Raw genomic sequence first — 18473 nt, forward strand, 5'->3', positions numbered from 1 at the left:
GTTTCTGTCGGCATCTCCGCAACGAAGCCCGATGTTCCAGCGATACGCCGGAAGCCTTGCGTTGCGAAGAGCCCTTCTATGACGAGGACGTTATTTCACAAGGGTTGACGCGGCCTTTTTATGGCATGCGCCCAAGATGACACATTATTGTGAAATCTGTTGCTGCAAGACATCAAGTGACGGAACGTGACCCGATAATTCAGAGACGACTATTTCCGTTATCGCGTCAAACTGCGGAACCCTGAACAGGATATGCGTTTTTCCGAAGTGTGCAATGTCGCGTTCATTTCCGGGATTGGGCGGTCCGACCGGAACCACGCCCAGAACCGGAACACCGCGTCGTCGCAAAGCCTCAAGGCTCAGAAGCGTGTGGTTGATCGTCCCCAGCCCGCTGCGCGTGACCAGAACGACGGGCAGATCCAGACGCTCGATCAGGTCCACGATCATTATGCCTTCACGCACCGGCACCATCAGCCCGCCCGCGCCTTCCACGACAAGCGGCCCCGACACCTGAGGCAGGACGAGCCGTCCCGGATTGATCGTCACGTTTTCCAGATCCCCTGCCGCAAGTGGCGCGAGCGGGGCCTGAAACGCATAAGCCGGGGGAATGATGCGGAACGGGTCCAGACCGGCCAGGTTCCGCACGGTTGGCGTGTCGCCATCCTCGTCCGCGAGGCCGGTCTGAAGCGGCTTCCAGTAGGTGGCGTGCCAGGCACGGCACAGAATGGCGCTGACGAGAGTCTTGCCGATGCCGGTATCCGTTCCCGTGACGAAGACGCCGCGTTGCCAATGCGTCGATATGTCCTTCATAACTGTGGTCCTTCTCCGGATTTCACAAATGTCCCGATCCCGATCTGATAGGTCACGTCGGAACTTGTGCGGTCAAAATGTCGCATGGCCCGGCGCAGGGCCGCGCTGCTGGCGGGGGGGCTGTCCTGACGGGGCAGGGACGCCCCGATCTGCCTCAGACCGCGCAGGAACTCCCGCGCGCTGCTGACAGGATCATGTAGCGTCAGCACCTCCCACGATCCGGCACCGCTGCTGGGCCATTCCGCTTCCACGGTCGGGACGGACGGATAATCCGGCACGCCGCAAGGCGCGCCTTCCACCAGACAGGCCTGTTTCCACTCGTCCAGACTGCCTTGCAGGAGGGTCGCGACCATCAGCCGCCCCTGTGGCGCGAGCAGATGGCAGAGCCTGCGTAATCCCTCGGCCCGGTTTGAAAACCATTGCAGACACAGGCTGGAGGCAATCAGGTCGAACGGCCCGGATATGTCCGGATGTTCGGCGTCCATGACGTGAAAGCGGATGGGCTTTTCGGCAAGGTGCTGCTTGGCCCGTGCGATCATGCCGGGGGCCAGATCGCTCGCCAGCAGAGAGGCCTGCGGGAACTGCCCGGCAAGCCGGGCTGTCAGGAAGCCCGTTCCACAGCCGAATTCCAGAATGGAGGCAGGTGTCTGCTCCGTCGTTGCCGTCCGGATGCGCTCCATCAGCGCAGTGACGCAGCGGCGCTGGATATGCGCGGCGGCGTCATAGCCCTCGGCTGCGTCGAAGCGTGCGGCGATGCTGTTGCGGCGCAGGATATCGTCAGCCTGCGTCATCGAGCCTCCGTCGCACGAAGTCCGCGCAGAGTCCGGGGTGAGTGAGGGGCAGGAGATGCCCGCCTGCGACCCGTTCGCCCGGCGATGCAAATCCCGCCTGCGCGGCTCCGAATGGATCGTCCGTGCCCGTAATCCAGTGCAGCCTGTTTCCCCAGTTGGCTGCCTGCATCCGATGGTCCTGCTGCTGAAGCGCCTCAAGCCCGTGATCTAGTGCGTCTACATTCGGCGTATGGGGCAGGGGCGCTTCCGTTCCGCAAAGGGCCCGGAAATCGTGCAGCACAGCAGCCGGATCGCGTTTTAGGCGCGCGCGCATCCGGACCAGAACCCGTTCGGGTGTGCCATTCGGGAAGTCGGGTGCAGCAATAAAGCGCGGAAAGCCGTTGAAAAACAGCAGCCCCTCACATCCCGGCAGATCCTGCCCCAGCAGCGCCAGCGATCCGGCGGAATGCCCGATCGCCAGATAAGGTGTGTCGGGCAGCGCAGGACGATGTTCGGAGCCGAAATACCCGCAATCCACGACCTGCGCGCTCACATCCGGCAGATGCGTCAGCAGCGGCTCCCAGAAGGACGCATCGAAGCCCCAGCCGTGAACGAGATAGAGCGCGCGTGTCATGCAACGTCTCTTGTCAAAGCGATGACGGCCTCCCCGAGGCGGTCGATCGCATCATCGTCCAATCCGGCATGGAGTGCCAGCCGCAGCCGTGCGGTTCCTGCGGGGACCGTCGGCGGGCGAATGGCCACGGTCAGGAACCCGGCGTCCTCAAGTCGGGCAGCCACCGTCATTGCGCGTTCGGACTCCCCGATCAGCACGGGCACGATCTGGGTCGTGGAGTCCGCCGTCGCCAGCCCCGCGCCATGCAGCATGACCCGAAGCCGTTCCGCCTGTCCGAGCAGCCGGGCGCGTTCTGCGTCCAGACCGGGCACGACATCAAGTGCCGCATCGATCGCGCCCAGAACCGCAGGGGGCAGGGCCGTGCTGTAGATGAAGCCCGAGGCATGGTTCGCCAGATAGTCGCAAAGCGCTTTAGAGCCCGCGACATAGGCACCCATCCCGCCCAGCGCCTTGCTGCAGGTGCCCATCGTCAGATCGGCCATCCCACAGGACAGGCCGCGCCCTTTCGGACCCAGAACGCCGGTCGCATGGGCCTCGTCTATATAAAGGAACGCGCCCGCCCCGTCCGCCAGCGCGCGCAGCGCCGGAACGTCCGCCCGGTCTCCGTCCATGGAGAATACGCTCTCCGTCACGATCATCCGCAGGCCGGGTTTTTCGGCTTCGCGGTCCAGCAGGCTTTCCAGATGGGACAGGTCGTTATGCCGGAAGCGGATCTGCCGCACGCCAGCCGCCGCGCAGCCATGATGCAGGCTGGCATGGTTCAGGCGGTCCGAAAACACCAGCATCGGCGCGCCCGTCCGCGCGACGGACAGGGCGCACAAAGCAGGCATGACGGATGCGTTGGCCTGCCAGCCCGAGGCGAACAGGATCGCGTCTTCATAGCCTTTGAAGGCCGCCATTTTTGTCTCGACCTGCCGGTGCAGGTCCAGCGTGCCGCTGACCAATCGGGAAGCCCGCGCCCCGGTGCCGAAACGCAGTGCCCAGTCGGCAGCGCGTTCGCGCAGTAGCGGGTGATCCGCCAGCCCCAGATAGTCGTTGGACGACACATCCAGCATCCGCCGTCCGTCGCGAACGATCATGCCGCCCTGCCGGACTACCGGACGTAGGGTCCGGTGCGTTCCGGCGGTTTCGCGCTCGCTCAGGGTGGCCGTGAAATGGCTGTCGAACAGGCTCATGCGCCCTCCTGCAGGACGTCCGTGATCGCTGTCGTCAGGCGTGTGAGTTCGTCGGGAGTGATGGTGAAGGCGGGGGTCAGGTAGACGATATTGCGGAAGGGCCGGATCCAGACGCCACGCTCCACGAAGGCGCGGCGCAGGGCGTCCGGGTTGTCCAGCGTTTCAAGCTCCACGACGCCGATGGCGCCGAGAACGCGCACGTCTTTGACGCCGGGCAGTGTGCGACAGGGTTCGAGTTCCCGCGCAAGCTGGGCCGAGATCGCCGCCACCTGTTCTAGTCTTGGCTCGGATTCGAACAGGTCCAGCGAGGCATTGGCAACCGCGCAGGCCAGTGGATTGGCCATGAAGGTCGGCCCGTGCATCAGGGCGTGCCCGGCGCTGTCGGACAGAAACGCCTCGAAAACGCCGCCCCGGGCCACGGTGGCCGCCAGCGCCATGGTGCCGCCCGTTAGGGCTTTGGAGAGTGCCACGATATCCGGCACGATCCCGGCCTGTTCGCAGGCGAACATTGTCCCTGTGCGACCGAAGCCGGTGAAGATTTCGTCGAGGATCAGCAGGATTCCATGCCGGTCGCACAGGTCGCGCAGACGGCGCAGAACATCGGGGTCATGGAACAGCATCCCGCCCGCGCCCTGAACGAGAGGCTCCGTGACCATCGCTGCGATGCTGCTGCCGCGTTCCGTCAGCAGGGCTTCAAGCCGCACCAGACTGTCCGCATCCACGGGCAGATCGGCCAGAACCTGCTCGGGCAACACGCCTGCGAACAGGCTGTGCATCCCTTCCTCGGGATCGCAGATGGACATCATGCCCAGCGTGTCCCCGTGATAGCCGCCGCGGAAAGACAGGATTTTCGTCCGGTCCGTGGTTCCGCGATTGATATGGTACTGCACGGCCATCTTGATCGCGACTTCCATCGCGACCGACCCGGAATCGGTGAAGAACACGCGCTCCAGATCCCCCGGCAGTATCTCTGCCAGCCGTGCAGCCAGACGGATCGCCGGTTCATGCACCATCCCGCCGAACATCACATGCGGCATCTGCCCGGCCTGACGGACCAGCGCTTCGTAAATATGTGGGTGGTTGTAGCCGTGACACGCCGTCCACCACGCCGCCACGCCGTCCACAAGTTCACGCCCGTCCGCAAGCGTGATCCGGCTGCCGGAGGTACGGATGGCTTCCACAGGGAAAGGCGCGGTTTGCATCTGGGTATAGGGCAGCCACAGATGGGGCAGGTCAGCGGCGGTATGAGGGGTGCGAGACATGCTTGCGTTTTCCCGCATGGCTTGGGGTGAGTCCATCCCCCTGCCTCCTGTGACGCCATAAGGAAAGGCAGGATCGTTCCGCAGGCGGGACGCCGTATCATAAAAGGGTCACGTTTTGTCAGGCAACGATGTGGCATGAGCCCCGTTAGTGACGCGTTCCTAAAAGAACGTGGAAACATTTTGTGCTCCCGACGCGGGAGCCATGACGAGGTTGAAGACCAATGCTGAGTTCCAAGGTCATTCATGTCGATGGCGTCTTTCTGGGGACAGCCATCATGACGGGAAGCCTGAACACCCTGCGGTTCTATGCGACGCATGAGAGCGTGCGCGCGTTGCACAATGCCTGCATGTCAGACTTTGGCGCGCTTTATGCTCAGGTCAAAAGCCTGTTCAACCGCAGCCGTATGCTGACGCCGCAGCCAGCCTGATCCTGTTTTTGCGGCGTATCAGGTGCCGCAGAAGGTGTTTTTCACCTGTTCATGAACTGTCGGCGGGGCCTCGAACCCGTCAGCTCCATCTTCAAACGGACGCGACAGCGCCTCGGTCAGACGATGGAACGGCGCATAGTCGCCCGCCACGGCTGAACGGATCATCTCCTCAATCCGGTGATTGCGCGGAATGATGCGCGGATTCGTGGCCTGCATGTCGGTATGACAGGCCTCTGCGGAGCGCTCTTCCCGATCCAGCCGCGCCTTCCAGTCCCCGATCCAGTCTTCGATTTTCGACCCCGGCCTAAACAGCGACACGACGTCCTCAGCCCGTCCGCTTCGCACAGCGTCCCCAAGTCTGCGGAATGTGAGCGTGAAATCCGCTTCTCCACGATGCATGGCCGTCAGCAGTCGCCCCGCCAGTCGGGCATCCCCGTCTTCTTTCAAAGCCAGCCCCAGCTTTCTGCGCCAGCCACCGAGATAGGTTTCGTTGAAGACGCCATCAAAGCGCATCAGCGCGCTTTTGGCCTGTTCAACCGCCCGTTCATGGTTGGTGTCCAAGAGCGGCAGGAGGGTTTCCGCCAGTCGGCCGAGATTCCACAGAGCCATGTCGGGCTGGTTCCCGTAGGCGTAGCGGCCGTTCTGATCAATGAAGCTGAAAACCTTTGCCGGATCATAGGCATCAAGGAAAGCACAGGGGCCGAAATCGATGGTTTCGCCCGCAATGGACATGTTGTCCGTGTTCATGACGCCATGAATGAACCCGACCAGCATCCACCGCGCCACCAGTTCGGCCTGTCGGGCCGTCACGGCCTCCAGTAGTGCCAGATAGGGGTTTTCGGCGTCCGATAACTCCGGGTACAGACGCCCGATGACGTGATCCGCGAGAATGCGGACGCTCTGTGTGTCGCCCTGCCCCGCGAAATACTGGAACGTCCCGACCCGCACATGGCTGGACGCAATCCGCACGATGACACCGCCGGGCTGCATCGTCTCGCGCATCACGCTCTCGCCCGTTGTCAGGGCAGCCAGTGCGCGCGTGGTCGGAATGCCGAGCGCGTGCATGGCCTCGCTCACCATATATTCCCGCAGGACCGGCCCCAGAGCCGCCCGTCCGTCCCCGCGTCGTGAAAACGGCGTCGGTCCGGAGCCTTTGAGGTGGATGTCCCGAAGCCGCCGCGCCCGATCCGTCACTTCTCCGACCAGCATCGCCCGGCCGTCGCCAAGGCTTGGAACGAAATGCCCGAACTGATGCCCCGCATAGGCCATTGCCACCGGAGATGTGCCATCCGGTCGACTTCCCTGACCCAGAAACGCCAGTCCCGGAGGGTTGCGGAGCCAGTCCGGGTCCAGTCCCAGTTCCCGCGCCAGAGGCTCGTTCAGTGCAACGATCTGCGGATTGCGGAGCGGCGTCGGGGTGAGGGGGGCGGAAAACTGCTCGGGCAGGGACGCATAGATGCGGGAAAGCTGCATCGGAGATCCAATCAGGACTGGAAAAGTCTGTCTTTAGATGGCTCACTAAAGACCAAAAGGAAAGACCTCTCTTCTTTGTTCAGTCCCGGAGTTCATGGGGAAAGCAGTGTTGTTCCAGAAGCCCCGTCAGCCACTCCGTAAAGACTTCGAGCTTGCGGGAGAGATGCTTTCTGTGTGGGAAGAGCAGTGTCATCGGCAAGGCCGCGGCCCGCCATTGCGGCAGAACATCCACCAGTTCTCCACAACGGAGATGGGGCAGGACGTCATAAGCTGGTAGTTGCGCGAGGCCGAGCCCGGCCAGACAGCAGGCGACCAATCCTTCCGCACTGTTCACCGTCACACGCCCCTGAACCGCGCGGCTTTCTTCCCGTCCGTCCCGTTCCCATTCCCATGCCTCGATCCGTCCTGTGGAGGGGGAGGCATAGAGAACGGCCTGATGGGCTGACAGGTCATCCGGCGTCAGGGGAATGCCGAAACGCTCCAGATAGGACGGGCTTGCGACATTGAAGACTGGCAGCAGTCCGAGCCTGCGTCCGATCAGACTGGAATCCTGCAAGGGGCCGACCCGGAGCACGCAATCGGTTCCATCTTCGGCCAGATTGATACTGCGATCCGTCATGCCGAGCTCGATATCGAGCCCTGGATACTGTTCCAGAAACGCGGGCAGGGCGGGCGCCACCACCAGCCGCCCGATCCGGCTGGGCAGGTTGACGCGCACATGACCGCGCGTTTCCGAACTGTGAAGCCGGAACTGGTTCTCGGCTTCCTCGAAGTCCCCCAGAAGCCGCAGGGCTGTCTGCTGAAACCTCTGCCCGTCATCGGTGAGCCGTACGGAACGCGTCGTGCGGGCCAGTAACTGCGTGTCGAGCCGGTTTTCCAGTTCCTGAATGGCGGTCGAAACCGTGGAACGGGGCATCTGGAGCGTATCGGCCGCATGCGTAAAACTGCCGCTTTCCGCAACCCGGATAAAAATACGAAGCAGGTCGATCCGGTCCATGATGTTTTCCGTGTTTTGTTCGGAAAATCTGACGGATGATGTCAGAATTTCAGACTTTTTCCGGATTTATCGACAAATCATAGTCTCTGTCATCATCCATTACTGCGAGGATATCCTCTCATGGCCGATCACAGCATCAAGGGAAAAACCGCTCTCATTACGGGAGGCGCCAAAAATCTCGGCAGACTGATCGCTCTGGATCTCGCCGCTCAGGGCGCGGCTGCCATCGCCATTCATTACAACAGCGCCGCCACGAAAGCAGAGGCGGACGCAACAGTGGCGGCGCTTACGAAGCTCGGTGTTCAGGCACAGGTGTTTCAGGGCGATCTGACCACCGCCAGCGCGAATTCCAGACTGTTCGAAGCGGTGGTTTCGGCTTTCGGAAAGCCGGATATTGCCATTAACACGGCCGGAAAAGTTCTCAAGAAGCCCATTCTCGAGACATCCGAGGACGAGTATGACGAGATGTTCGCGGTCAATGCAAAGGCGGCTTATTTCTTTATCAAGGAAGCCGGACGTCATCTGAACGACAACGGCAAACTGCTCACGATCGTCACGTCCCTGCTGGGTGCCTACACACCGTTTTATTCAACCTATGCCGGGTCCAAGGCTGCCGTCGAACATGTGACGCGCGCGGCGTCGAAGGAGTTTGGAAGCCGCGGCATTTCCGTCAACGCCATTGGACCGGGCCCGATGGACACGCCGTTCTTTTATGGTCAGGAAGCGCCTGAGGCGGTGGCCTATCACAAAACCGCAGCCGCGCTGTCGTCGTTAAGCCGGACCGGCCTGACCGATATCGAAGACATCGTCCCGATCGTTCGCTGTCTGGTGTCGGATGGCTGGTGGATGACCGGCCAAACCATTCTGGTCAATGGTGGCTATACGACGAAGTAATGGGTTCCCGGCATTGCAGGCGTACGAAAAATACGCCTGCAATGCCGGGACTGTTCCTGAAGCTGTTAATGAGTTTTTGATCCTTCTGGACTATGCTGGCATCAGGTATTTTTCCGTTCCGGCCTGTAGGGGTGGTGACGGAAAAGAGAGTCTTCTCTATTCATGAGAAGACGAACTGGCGTTCCTGCCTTTGGTGCCGCCCTTTGGTCCGCCTTTGGCGCGACAACAGCATAGAGGACATTTCGTGGAGCATACCCAGAGCTTGTCAGGCCCGGGCGGAAGAGTCAGTCCGACCGTCATCCGGCTTTATGCCGTGCTGGCCGCAGCCCGTTATCACGGTCTGGAACTGGATATCCGCGATTTTGCGGCCGAGCCGGGGGAGGATTCACCGTCCCCTGCCACTTTGGCAAGATGGCTGACGGACCAGGGCGCTGTCGCCAAAGGCATGCGTCTTCGCTGGCGTTATCTGGTCAAAATCCGCAATGCCCCGCCTGTTGTTCTGATGTTCAAGGATGGATCGGCTGGGCTTATGGTCCGCGCCGATGCTGAAAAAGGCGTGGTCTGGCTGCGTGACCCGATGGGTGGCGATGGAGACGCGCCGGTTCCGGTCGATGAACTCCGGCTCATGCAGGTCTGGACTGGTGATGTCCTGCTGGTCAAACGCCGTCGTGATGAGTCCGAGGCCGACGCCAAGTTCGACCTGCTGTGGTTCGTCAAGATGGTGTTGCGCGAAAAGAAGATCATGCGAGACATCGCCTTCGGGTCGATGGTGCTGAGTATTCTTCAGATTTTTCCACCATTGATTGTGATGCAGGTTATTGACCGGGTGGTGAACTACCATTCCATGGCGACCCTCATCTCGCTGAGTGGCTTTGTTATCATTCTTTCGTTTTACGAAATCCTGCTGACTTATGCCCGGCGCGAACTGTCCCTGATCCTGTCTACGCGTCTGGACGCCAGAATTTCGCTGCATGCCTTCAACAGACTGCTTGCTCTTCCGCTCGAATTCTACGAACGCGAGCAGACGGGTGAGATTCTGGGGCGGTTTATGTCCGTCTTCAAGGTCAGGGATTTTCTGACCGGCCAGCTGATGACAACCCTGCTGGATCTTTTCACGCTTGTCGTAATTCTTCCCGTGCTGTTCGTGATCAGCTCTACGCTGGCCTGGATGACGCTGGCTGCCGCCGGTTGCATCGGCCTTATCGTGGTGATTTTCCTGCCCCCTGTGACGCGTGTCATGGGCCGACAGGTTGTTGCGGACATGAAGCGTGGCTCCGTCCTCTACGAGACGGTCGCTGGGATCCGGACGGTCAAAACGCTTGCTCTGGAAGCCACGCGGCGTGAAATATGGGATGAGCGGACAGCCGAAGTGGTGCGCTGGAAACTGGCTGCCGGACGCATGGCCAGTTGGCCGCAGACCCTTGCCATGCCGTTCGAAATCTTCATCAATCGCGGCATTATTTTGATCGGTGCTTACCTGATTCTCACGAATGCAAGTTCGATTCAGGCGGGTGCACTGATGGGCTTTATGATGCTGGGCGGACGTGTCGCCAGTCCGCTGGTCAATCTCGCCAGGCTGATGGAAGCTTTCAACGAAGTTAGCGTTTCCCTTGGCGAGGCCGGCCTGGTGCTAAACCAACCAACGGAAACCAAGGCCCTGACAACCGGCATGCGCCCCGTTATCAAAGGGGCTTTGTCTTTCATGAATGTTGATTTCACATATCCGGGATCGACCAGCAAAGCCCTGAATGATGTGACGTTCGATATCCCGGCGGGCACGATGCTCGGCCTTGTGGGACGTTCAGGGTCTGGCAAGTCGACGATTACCCGCCTCCTGCAGGGTGTGAGCCGCAACTATACCGGCTATCTGCGTCTTGACGGTGTGGATCTGCGGGAAATTAACCTGACGCATCTGCGCCGTTCGTTTGGTGTGGTGCTTCAGGACAACTTCCTGTTTCGTGGCACAATCCGCGACAATATTACGGCGGGGCGCCCGGGACTGACGATCGATGACGCCATCCGGGCTGCGCGTCTTGCAGGGGCCGAAGAGTTCATCGAGCGCATGCCTGCCGGTTACGATACATGGATTGAAGAAGGTTCGACCAACATCTCCGGCGGACAACGGCAGCGGCTCGCAATCGCCCGTGCGGTCATCAGCGATCCGAAGCTCATGATCCTTGACGAGGCGACTTCGGCGCTGGATCCGGAATCCGAAGCGCTCGTGAATGCCAACCTGCAGCGGATCGGCAAGGGTCGAACGATGGTGATCGTCTCCCATCGTCTGTCCTCGCTTGTGAACTGTCATCAGATCGCCGTCATGGACAAAGGCAAGCTGATCGATATCGCACCGCACCGGGTTCTGCTCGAACGCTGCGAGATCTACCGGATGCTCTGGCTCCAGCAGAACCGGCACATGACAGATAACGACGTTCCTGGCTCTGCCGGGCAACTGACTGAAGGAGAGTAATCATGAGCTCTTCCGACATGATTCCGAAGGATGACCGGGGCCCCCGACAGTCCGACGAAGACTTCAACCAGCACATTCCGCGCTCTGCCACAGATCCCTTCGCGCCTGATGATACGCCGCTGGCGCTGCTGGAATTCCATTCGCCAACGGCAGGGCTGGTCAATCTTCCGGCCACACCCTCGGCGCGTTACATCATCCTGCTGATCGGGGGGCTGTTTATGGCGTCCCTGGCCGCCATGGCGTTCTTTCCGATCAACCGTGTTGTCTCAACGCCCGGTCGCCTGATTTCCACACAGCCGACCATCGTCGTGCAGCCACTTGAGACGGCGATCATCCGCTCGATTGACGTCAGGGTTGGCGATTTCGTGAAGAAGGGTCAGGTGCTTGCTCATCTCGATCCGACCGTGACCGAAGCCGACATCACGAACATGCGGGTGCAGCGCGATGCCTATCAGGCTGAATATGACCGTCTGAAAGCGGAAGCTGCCGGGCAGGAGTACAAAGTCAATTTGAACGATCCGGCATCCGTGGAGCAGGGCGCTGCTTTCCTGCGCCGCAAGGCGGAATATCAGGGCCATGTCGACAATTACGATCAGCAGATCGCGGGTCTTGAAAGTGATATTCAGGGTTATCGCGCCAATGCGGCCATGTATGGCAGCAAGATGCGCGTTGCGTCCGAAGTCCTGCAGATGCGTCAGCGCGAACAGGCTGATCAGGTTGGTTCCCGCCTGTCGACCCTCGGGGCCCAGACCGATCTGATGGAAGCCGAGCGTTCGGAAATCGCTGCCCAGCAGAGCGCCAACTCGGCCGAAAAAAAGCTGGCCGCCATGAAGGCCGAACGTGAAGGCTATATCGGTAACTGGCAGGCCAAGATCTATTCGGAACTGACGGAGGCCGGGCACCATCTGGCGGAGTATCGCAGCTCGTTTGAAAAAGCCCGTCTGCGTCAGGATCTCGTTCTCCTGCGGGCGCCGGAAGACGGTATCGTCCTGACCATCGGGCAGGGCTCGGTTGGGTCTGTGCTGCAGTCAGCGGGTCAGTTCATCACCCTCGTTCCCACGGGATATGGGCTGGAGATGGAAGCCGTAATGCGGTCGCAGGACGTGGGTTTCGTTCAGGTCGGAGACCATGCGCTCCTGAAGTTCGCGACATTCCCCTATGACCAGTATGGTGGTGCGGAAGCGACGGTTCGTATCATCAGTGCCGATGCCTTCACGCCTTCATCGCAGGGGGGCAATGGCGCTGGTGGTAATGCAAGCCAGTCTTCCGAAGATTCCACTGCGTCGGGTATCTATCGTGTGCGTCTGCGGATTGATCGTTACACGCTGCACGGTCAGCCTTCGTTCTTCCATCCGATGCCGGGTATGTCCCTGACTGCCGATATCGATGTCGGAAAACGGACTGTGCTGCAGTATCTGTTCAACAAGATTACGCCCGCGCTCACCAATGGCATGAGGGAGCCATAACAAATACATGGAGCGTTCCTAAAAACGCTCAAGGGGAACGCCTGTTAAAGTCCAGGCGTTCCAGCACGACAGTCATTCAGGATCCGCGCTGCCCATGTCGTTCAAATCTCGCCTTGCTGCCCTGTTTTCTTCGAAAGGGAAGCTGGATCATGCCATCCGTCTGACGGAAACCGGCAAGGCTGTTCAGGGATTTGCTCTTCTCAGCCGTCTGGCCGCGACAGGCGACGCGGAAGCATCATTCCGTGTCGGGCGGGCCTATCTGGATGGGATTGGGGTGCCTCCCAGCCTGGAAGAAGGGGCACGCTGGATCTATCAGGCGGCACAGGCGGGGCATATCGAAGCAGCCTTCGTTCTGGCAACGCTTTATACGGTCGGGCTGCCGGAAGGATTTGAAATCCGGCCTGCGCAGGCTGGGCTTGATCTTTCTCACGTTCCCTCAGCGGGCCCCAGACGCCCGGATTTTCACCTCGGCCTTCACTGGGCCCGGATCGCTGCCGAGGCCGGATCGCCCGACGCACAGGCGTTGCTGGGCTATATCCTGACGAACGGGCCAGACGATCTGCGCGATCTTTCACAGGCCCGTTCCTGGTATGACCGTTCTGCCGCCGCCGGATGTTCGCAGGGTCATTTGGGGGTAGCGCTTTCCATTCTCGATGATGCGCGGACAGGTGAGGCGCTTGCGTCTGCTGCCCAACATCTGACGGAAGCGACGAAAGGCGGTCTTGGAACAGCGTTCGACATTCTTGGCCGAATGTATGAGTCGGGTTCGGGTGTGCCGCGTGATCTTGGCAAGGCCGCCACATATTTCCATGAAGCGGCCGAGCGCAATATCGTCACCGCGCAGGCCCGCTACGGTTTGATGCTTCTGGAAGGGACCGGGATCCGCCGACATTACGGGCGTGCGGAAACCTGGTTGAAGCGCGCTGCGACGAATGGTGATACGCAATCTGCGGCCCTCCTTGGTGATTTGTGTGCCAACGGCGGCGACCTGCCACCCAATCTTGTTGAAGCGGCCAAGTGGTATCGTCTGGCAGCCGAACAGAAACATGCGGGCGCGGCACGGGCTCTGGGACTGCTGTATCTGACAGGGAACGGGGTGCATCAGGACCCGGATGTCGCAGCGCACTGGTTCAAAATTGCATCCGAGTCAGGCGATGCGCATGCCGATGCCGATTTTGGAAACCTGATCCTTGCAGGCGCTTCCGCGACCCCTGATGAGAAGCAGGCTCTGCACACCCGGTTTGAGAAAGCAGCGGAAAAAGGTGATCTGATCGGAGCTTACAATCTCGGCGTCTGCTACGCCGAAGGTGTTACTGGCGAGCAGAATGGCCGTGAGGCTGCGCGCTGGATGCAGAAGGCCGCGGATGGTGTGGTCAATGCTCAGTATTGGTATGGCAGGATGCTGCTGGAAGGTCGTGACGTTCAGCCGGATCCGACACAGGCCTTGTACTGGATGGAAAAAGCGGCGGATGCCGGCATGGCCGAAGCTCAGGTTATGGTTGCCGGGCTGCTGGTTGATGGAAACATCAATGGGCGTCGGGACCATGAAAAAGCCCTGACACTGTATCGCAGGGCGGCGGAAAGCGGCAATGTGGATGCCATGTTCTCGCTGGCTGCGCTTTACGGCGGCGGTCATGATGTTCCCGAGAACCGGCCTCAGGCACAGATATGGTTCCGTAAGGCCGCCCAGCGCGGCAACGGTCTGGCCCAGATGATGCTGGGTCGTTACCTCTGCCGCGGGTTGGCAGGCGTGACGGACCCGGTGGAGGGACGCATTTGGCTGGAACGGGCGAAAGCGCAGAACATCAAGGATGCCGAAGCGGAACTGGCCCTTCTGGACGAAGCGCAGCCTGACGACGATGACTGATCTGCGTGTCTTCTGATCCTCCCGCGTCCAGCGGACGCAAACCGGACGCATCCTTCGCGGGTTTTGGCCGGATTGTCAGTGCAGAAGACCGGCGCCGGTGGCAGGAGGCCATGAGCCGCCGGGCACAGGATGCTTTCGCCCGGGGACAGGCGGCACTTCAGGCAGGCAATACATCCCTCGGCCTGTTCTGGCTTGAGCGCGCCGAGAGAATGTCCCGGCATAATCCCAATCTGAAATGGTCTGTCGGTCTGGCCTGTCTGTCTGCGGGGCGCGTCTCTGATTGCCTCATGCGAATGGAGGAACTGCGGCAGGATTTCGATCTGCGGGAAGCGGCATTTCTGGAAGTTATCTGTCTCGTGCGACTTCAGCGGATGGAGGACGCTGCACGCAGGATGCAGGCGGCCCTCTCGCACTTTCACGCCACACCGCAGACATATCCCCTGGCAGGACAGATCGCGTCTGCGGCAGGGCGTCCGGGTTGGATGACGGCGTCCAATACAGGCACCGTCTTTGTCGAGACTGCCCGAACGTTCAGGCTGTTTCTGGATGGGCAGGAGCACCTTCAGGGCGCGGGCAGCGGCACATACGACCTGCCGGAAGACTGGCGCTCGGCCCGCTCTTTGGAAATTAAGGTGGGACGTCGGCATGTTCTGGGCAGTCCACTGGATATTGCCGCGCTGACGCGGTGTGAATCCTTTGTTGAAGCTGCCGCTAACGGACTGAGAGGCTGGATCTGGACGCCCGCTGAACCCGAATACAGTCCTCGTATCCTGCTTTGGGATGGCACCACTGTCTGGGCTGAGGCGTTTTCGGAGGACGTGGACAGCGATATTCCTCTGGCGCGCACGAGGGCCTTTCATGTTCCGGCCAGCCGCCTCCCCGAGAAGGATATGGATCTTCTGGAACTGTGGGACGAGAACGGGCGTCTTCTGACGGGTGCCCCCGTCGATCCGCGCGTGGGGCAACTGGTTTCAGGACTTACTGACACTCTCCCCATCGGGTTACGTCCCACAAAGGTCAGAGCGTGGAAGATGCGCCCACATCGGCCCCGTGCCAGCCCCGGCTGTGCGGTCGTGATCCCGGTTTATGCGGATCTGCGCCGAACGATGGATTGTCTACGCACCGTGCTGTCGACGTGTCCGGTTGATGTCCCGGTGATTGTCGTAGATGACGCTACTCCAGAACCCCTTCTGGCGCGAGAGCTCGACCAACTGGCTGAGCAGGGACGGATTATTCTGATCCGTCACTTCCGGAACTGCGGTTTTCCGATCTCCGCTAATGACGGCATGAGGGCGGCTGAGGGGCGGGATATCCTCCTTCTCAACAGCGATACGCTCGTTCCCGCAGGCTGGGTCGAGCGATTGCGGGCGAGGCTGGCCTTTACGGATGTCGGGACAGTCACTCCCTTCTCCAATGATGCGACGATCCTGTCTTATCCCGCTGTGGACCGTCCCAATCCGGTCCCTTCGCTTGTGGAGATGCGGGCTCTGGACCGGCTGTGTCAGGCGACGTTCATGCACGCTGATGCGGCATCCCGCAACGTGCCGGATCTGCCGACGGCTCACGGGTTCTGCATGGCGATTTCTGCGGAGTGTCTGGCCGAGATCGGCCTATTTCGTGAAGATCTGTTCGCGCAGGGCTATGGCGAGGAAAACGATTTCTGCCTTCGGGCGTCTGCGAAGGGGTTCCGGCATGTAGCTGCGCCCGATCTGTTTGTGGCCCATGTCGGGTCAGCGTCGTTCGGAACGTCCCGGAAGTCTCTCGGCGCCCGCAACCTGAAGATCCTCAACGCTCTGCATCCCGGCTATGACCGGCTGGTGCAGCGCTTCATTGAGGCCGATCCGCTGCACGACACGCGACGCAGGCTGGATATTGCCCGTCTGATCCGTGTGGCTCGGGGCAGGGCTACGATGTTGATGGTGCAGCATGACGCCGGAGGCGGCGTGGGGCGCGTGGTGCGTGAGCGCTCGGAAGCGTTTGAAGCCGAGGGTGGATTTGCGCTGGCATTGCGTCCCCATGAACAGGGCTGTCGTGTGGAAGATGCTCTGGACAGCAAGCGCTTCCCCAACCTGAAATTTCGCTTTCCCGACGAACTGCCGCTTTTGCTCGACGTGCTCCGGGACGTGCATGTTGAAGCCGTTGAATGGCATCATCTGATCGGTCATGCGCCCTGTATCAGAACGCTGCATGAGCGGCTGGGCGTGCCGTATGACGTGTTCATTCACGATCACGTCTGGTTCTGCCCGCGTATTTCGCTTTGCGATGGAGAAGGCCGTTATTGCGGTGAACCTGACATCGCCCGATGTGAACAGTGTGTGACACGCTGGGGCGGTTATCTTGGGGAAGACATTTCAGTCTCCGATCTCGTGGCCCGTTCAGGGCGGGAATTGTCCAGCGCCCGTCGGCTCATGGCGCCGTGTGAGGACACCGTGCGGCGGATCCGGCGGCATTTCCCCGGCCTGACGATTGAGGCTGTTGCGCTGGAAGATGACAGCGCGCTCCGTAAGTTCATTCGGACAGGCCGTCACTCTGTCAGTGCACAGCCGCTCCGTGTGTGTGTGGTGGGCGGAATCAGCCAGTGGAAGGGATATGACACGCTGCTCGCACTTGCGGCGGAAATCCAGACACATCGTCTGCCAATTGAACTCTCGCTGGTCGGACACACACATGACGACGATGCCCTGATGGCGCTCGGGGTGCGGGTGACGGGGGAATATCGCGAAGACGAGGTGCAGGCTCTCATCTGCCAGCAGAAGCCGGATGTCGGGCTGATTCCTTCCATCGCGCCCGAGACCTGGTGCTACGCCTTGGGACAGATCTGGCGCAGCGGTTTGGAGGCTGTTTGCTTCGATCTGGGCGCGCAGGGAGAACGGGTCAATCGCAGCGGGACCGGGTTGGCCGTACCGCTTGGAATGCCGCCATTTCAGCTTGCCATGCTGCTGCTCAGACGCTGGGGAGATGCGCGGTGAGGGGTGGTTTACCTTTTCTAACGAAACAGTCCATTATGCTGTTTGAACAGGAACCGGTATTTGTCGAAGGCCGTTGTAACACATCGTCGGGATACCGTTCATAACTGTGACGACCATTCGTGACAGTTCATGGAACATGCCAGTATTATTGCCCGCAAGAACGGACGCAATTGGGAGTAGGGAATGTCTAACGCCGCCGAAGCATCACGACAGAACCGGGTCATCGACCTTAAGGCCGGTGCGCATATGATGGTGCTGGATGCAGGGATTTTCTGCATTTTTCATGCAGCCGGTCAGGCCCCTGCCGGCCCCGCCGGACTGCCGGGCGTCAGAATTTCCCGCGCGCCGGGAACACCCCCGGGGATCGTGACCGTCAGCACATTCGAAGAGGATGGCTGGATTGGCGGTTCGAACGGCGCGGCGCTCGTCCGGGTTATGCGCGGCCCGGCCGCCGTTCTTGTAACGACCTATCAGGAACCGGGCAGCACACATGCCGCCCCACGCCTGCAGGTTGCACAACTGGCTGGCCCCGTCACCGCATCCCCGATGCAGTCGGCTGTCTCGGAAGCTGCGCCTGTGTCTTCTGCGCCTGTGTCCCCAGTGCCGAAGGCACCGGAAGCCGTGGCCGAGCCTGTGGCCGCTCCTGTCGAAGCCGCCGCTTCGAAAGACATTTCCGCGCATATCCAGCGTCGTGGTGACGTAACGAGCGGTATCGGACACTGGATGGGCGTTCCGGGCAGTCAGGGCTGGATCGAGGGTTTCAGCATTGCTCCCGAGACGGGTGTTCCTGCGTCGGACATCGAATATCAGGCCGTTCTGGGCAAAGGCTGGCTGTCTCCCTGGGCTGAAGGTGGTCAGTATTGTGGATCGCGCGGCATGGCTCTGCCGATCCTTGGACTGCGCGTCCGTCTGAAGGGCGAGTCCGCAAAGACGTCCAAGATCCGTCTTACCGCATCTTTCATCGACGGGACGCGTCTTGGCCCCGTGGATGGAACCGAAGCGCTGGAAGCTGAAAGCCTCGCCCCTCTGGAAGCCTTTCTGCTGGAGATCGTGCCCGCAGGAGAAGAGGCACCGGCGCCGACGGCCCCTATCAAGGCTGTTCCCAAGCCCCGCGCTGCAAAAGCGGCTGATGCTCCGGCCAAACCTGCCACGCCCAGAAAGCGCAAATCCGTCAAGGCCTCCTGATCCGTTCAGGTCTGACACAGTAACCGGGGAAGAAGATTTTCTTTCCCGGATTTTTTGAAAACTGCCGCCATCTGCT

At 60.7% G+C, this 18473-nt stretch carries 14 protein-coding genes; 7 read left to right on the plus strand and 7 right to left on the minus strand.

Going from position 1 to position 18473, the window contains the following annotated elements:
• Positions 1-144: 144 nt before the first annotated feature.
• From bioD to JK208_RS07400, 5 genes are read right to left on the minus strand one after another with little or no spacing between them, the layout of a single operon-like run.
• A complete protein-coding gene (gene bioD, locus JK208_RS07380; protein WP_249201992.1) occupies positions 145-810 on the minus strand; it encodes a dethiobiotin synthase in 666 nt (221 codons plus the stop codon).
• Positions 807-1601: a methyltransferase domain-containing protein gene (locus tag JK208_RS07385; protein ID WP_211575179.1), complete on the minus strand. Its 795-nt coding sequence runs from the start codon at positions 1599-1601 to the stop codon at positions 807-809. The genes bioD and JK208_RS07385 overlap by 4 nt, the downstream gene beginning before the upstream one ends.
• On the minus strand, positions 1588-2214 hold the full coding sequence (locus JK208_RS07390) for a biotin synthase (RefSeq protein WP_211575180.1): 627 nt from the start codon (positions 2212-2214) through the stop codon (positions 1588-1590). The genes JK208_RS07385 and JK208_RS07390 overlap by 14 nt, the downstream gene beginning before the upstream one ends.
• The gene (locus tag JK208_RS07395; protein WP_211575181.1) at positions 2211-3389 is read right to left on the minus strand and encodes an 8-amino-7-oxononanoate synthase; all 1179 of its coding nucleotides are present in this window, start codon (positions 3387-3389) and stop codon (positions 2211-2213) included. Before JK208_RS07395 ends, JK208_RS07390 begins: the two co-directional genes overlap by 4 nt.
• On the minus strand, positions 3386-4651 hold the full coding sequence (locus JK208_RS07400; RefSeq protein WP_249201993.1) for an adenosylmethionine--8-amino-7-oxononanoate transaminase: 1266 nt from the start codon (positions 4649-4651) through the stop codon (positions 3386-3388). The genes JK208_RS07395 and JK208_RS07400 overlap by 4 nt, the downstream gene beginning before the upstream one ends.
• Positions 4652-4872: 221 nt before the next feature.
• Between JK208_RS07400 and JK208_RS07405 the strand changes: the two genes are divergently transcribed.
• Positions 4873-5079 (plus strand): hypothetical protein, encoded by a 207-nt coding sequence (locus JK208_RS07405; protein WP_099285674.1) that lies wholly within the window; start codon positions 4873-4875, stop codon positions 5077-5079.
• A gap of 18 nt (positions 5080-5097) precedes the next feature.
• Here JK208_RS07405 and JK208_RS07410 read toward each other — a convergent pair whose 3' ends face one another.
• Entirely contained in the window at positions 5098-6552 is a 1455-nt protein-coding gene (locus tag JK208_RS07410; protein WP_211575182.1) for a YdiU family protein, read from the minus strand.
• Positions 6553-6631: 79 nt separating this feature from the next.
• Positions 6632-7549, minus strand: a complete 918-nt coding sequence (locus JK208_RS07415) for a LysR family transcriptional regulator (RefSeq protein ID WP_211575183.1) — start codon at positions 7547-7549, stop codon at positions 6632-6634.
• 120 nt (positions 7550-7669) lie between these two features.
• Here JK208_RS07415 and JK208_RS07420 point away from each other — a divergent pair, with 120 nt between their 5' ends.
• The 6 genes from JK208_RS07420 (at position 7670) to JK208_RS07445 (ending at position 18397) form a co-directional block, all read left to right on the plus strand.
• Entirely contained in the window at positions 7670-8443 is a 774-nt protein-coding gene (locus tag JK208_RS07420) for an SDR family oxidoreductase (protein ID WP_211575184.1), read from the plus strand.
• A gap of 316 nt (positions 8444-8759) precedes the next feature.
• The gene (locus JK208_RS07425; protein ID WP_194261348.1) at positions 8760-10910 is read left to right on the plus strand and encodes a peptidase domain-containing ABC transporter; all 2151 of its coding nucleotides are present in this window, start codon (positions 8760-8762) and stop codon (positions 10908-10910) included.
• Positions 10911-10912: 2 nt separating this feature from the next.
• The gene (locus JK208_RS07430; protein ID WP_194261246.1) at positions 10913-12376 is read left to right on the plus strand and encodes an HlyD family type I secretion periplasmic adaptor subunit; all 1464 of its coding nucleotides are present in this window, start codon (positions 10913-10915) and stop codon (positions 12374-12376) included.
• A gap of 94 nt (positions 12377-12470) precedes the next feature.
• On the plus strand, positions 12471-14243 hold the full coding sequence (locus tag JK208_RS07435) for a tetratricopeptide repeat protein (protein WP_211575185.1): 1773 nt from the start codon (positions 12471-12473) through the stop codon (positions 14241-14243).
• A gap of 5 nt (positions 14244-14248) precedes the next feature.
• A complete protein-coding gene (locus tag JK208_RS07440) occupies positions 14249-17212 on the plus strand; it encodes a glycosyltransferase (RefSeq protein ID WP_349291968.1) in 2964 nt (987 codons plus the stop codon).
• Between the two features lie 183 nt (positions 17213-17395).
• Positions 17396-18397: a hypothetical protein gene (locus JK208_RS07445; protein WP_211575186.1), complete on the plus strand. Its 1002-nt coding sequence runs from the start codon at positions 17396-17398 to the stop codon at positions 18395-18397.
• Positions 18398-18473 lie beyond the last annotated feature (76 nt).

Source organism: Gluconobacter sp. Dm-74 (assembly GCF_018256135.1).
GTDB lineage: Bacteria > Pseudomonadota > Alphaproteobacteria > Acetobacterales > Acetobacteraceae > Gluconobacter > Gluconobacter cadivus.

Excerpts from the sequence above, each read along its gene's own strand:
- JK208_RS07405 (WP_099285674.1), top strand. The coding sequence starts at position 4,873 with ATGCTGAGTTCCAAGGTCATTCATGTCGATGGCGTCTTTCTGGGGACA.
- JK208_RS07400 (WP_249201993.1), bottom strand. The coding sequence starts at position 4,651 with ATGTCTCGCACCCCTCATACCGCCGCTGACCTGCCCCATCTGTGGCTG.
- JK208_RS07390 (WP_211575180.1), bottom strand. The coding sequence starts at position 2,214 with ATGACACGCGCGCTCTATCTCGTTCACGGCTGGGGCTTCGATGCGTCC.
- JK208_RS07420 (WP_211575184.1), top strand. The coding sequence starts at position 7,670 with ATGGCCGATCACAGCATCAAGGGAAAAACCGCTCTCATTACGGGAGGC.
- bioD (WP_249201992.1), bottom strand. The coding sequence starts at position 810 with ATGAAGGACATATCGACGCATTGGCAACGCGGCGTCTTCGTCACGGGA.
- JK208_RS07430 (WP_194261246.1), top strand. The coding sequence starts at position 10,913 with ATGAGCTCTTCCGACATGATTCCGAAGGATGACCGGGGCCCCCGACAG.
- JK208_RS07415 (WP_211575183.1), bottom strand. The coding sequence starts at position 7,549 with ATGGACCGGATCGACCTGCTTCGTATTTTTATCCGGGTTGCGGAAAGC.
- JK208_RS07435 (WP_211575185.1), top strand. The coding sequence starts at position 12,471 with ATGTCGTTCAAATCTCGCCTTGCTGCCCTGTTTTCTTCGAAAGGGAAG.
- JK208_RS07395 (WP_211575181.1), bottom strand. The coding sequence starts at position 3,389 with ATGAGCCTGTTCGACAGCCATTTCACGGCCACCCTGAGCGAGCGCGAA.
- JK208_RS07410 (WP_211575182.1), bottom strand. The coding sequence starts at position 6,552 with ATGCAGCTTTCCCGCATCTATGCGTCCCTGCCCGAGCAGTTTTCCGCC.
- JK208_RS07445 (WP_211575186.1), top strand. The coding sequence starts at position 17,396 with ATGTCTAACGCCGCCGAAGCATCACGACAGAACCGGGTCATCGACCTT.
- JK208_RS07385 (WP_211575179.1), bottom strand. The coding sequence starts at position 1,601 with ATGACGCAGGCTGACGATATCCTGCGCCGCAACAGCATCGCCGCACGC.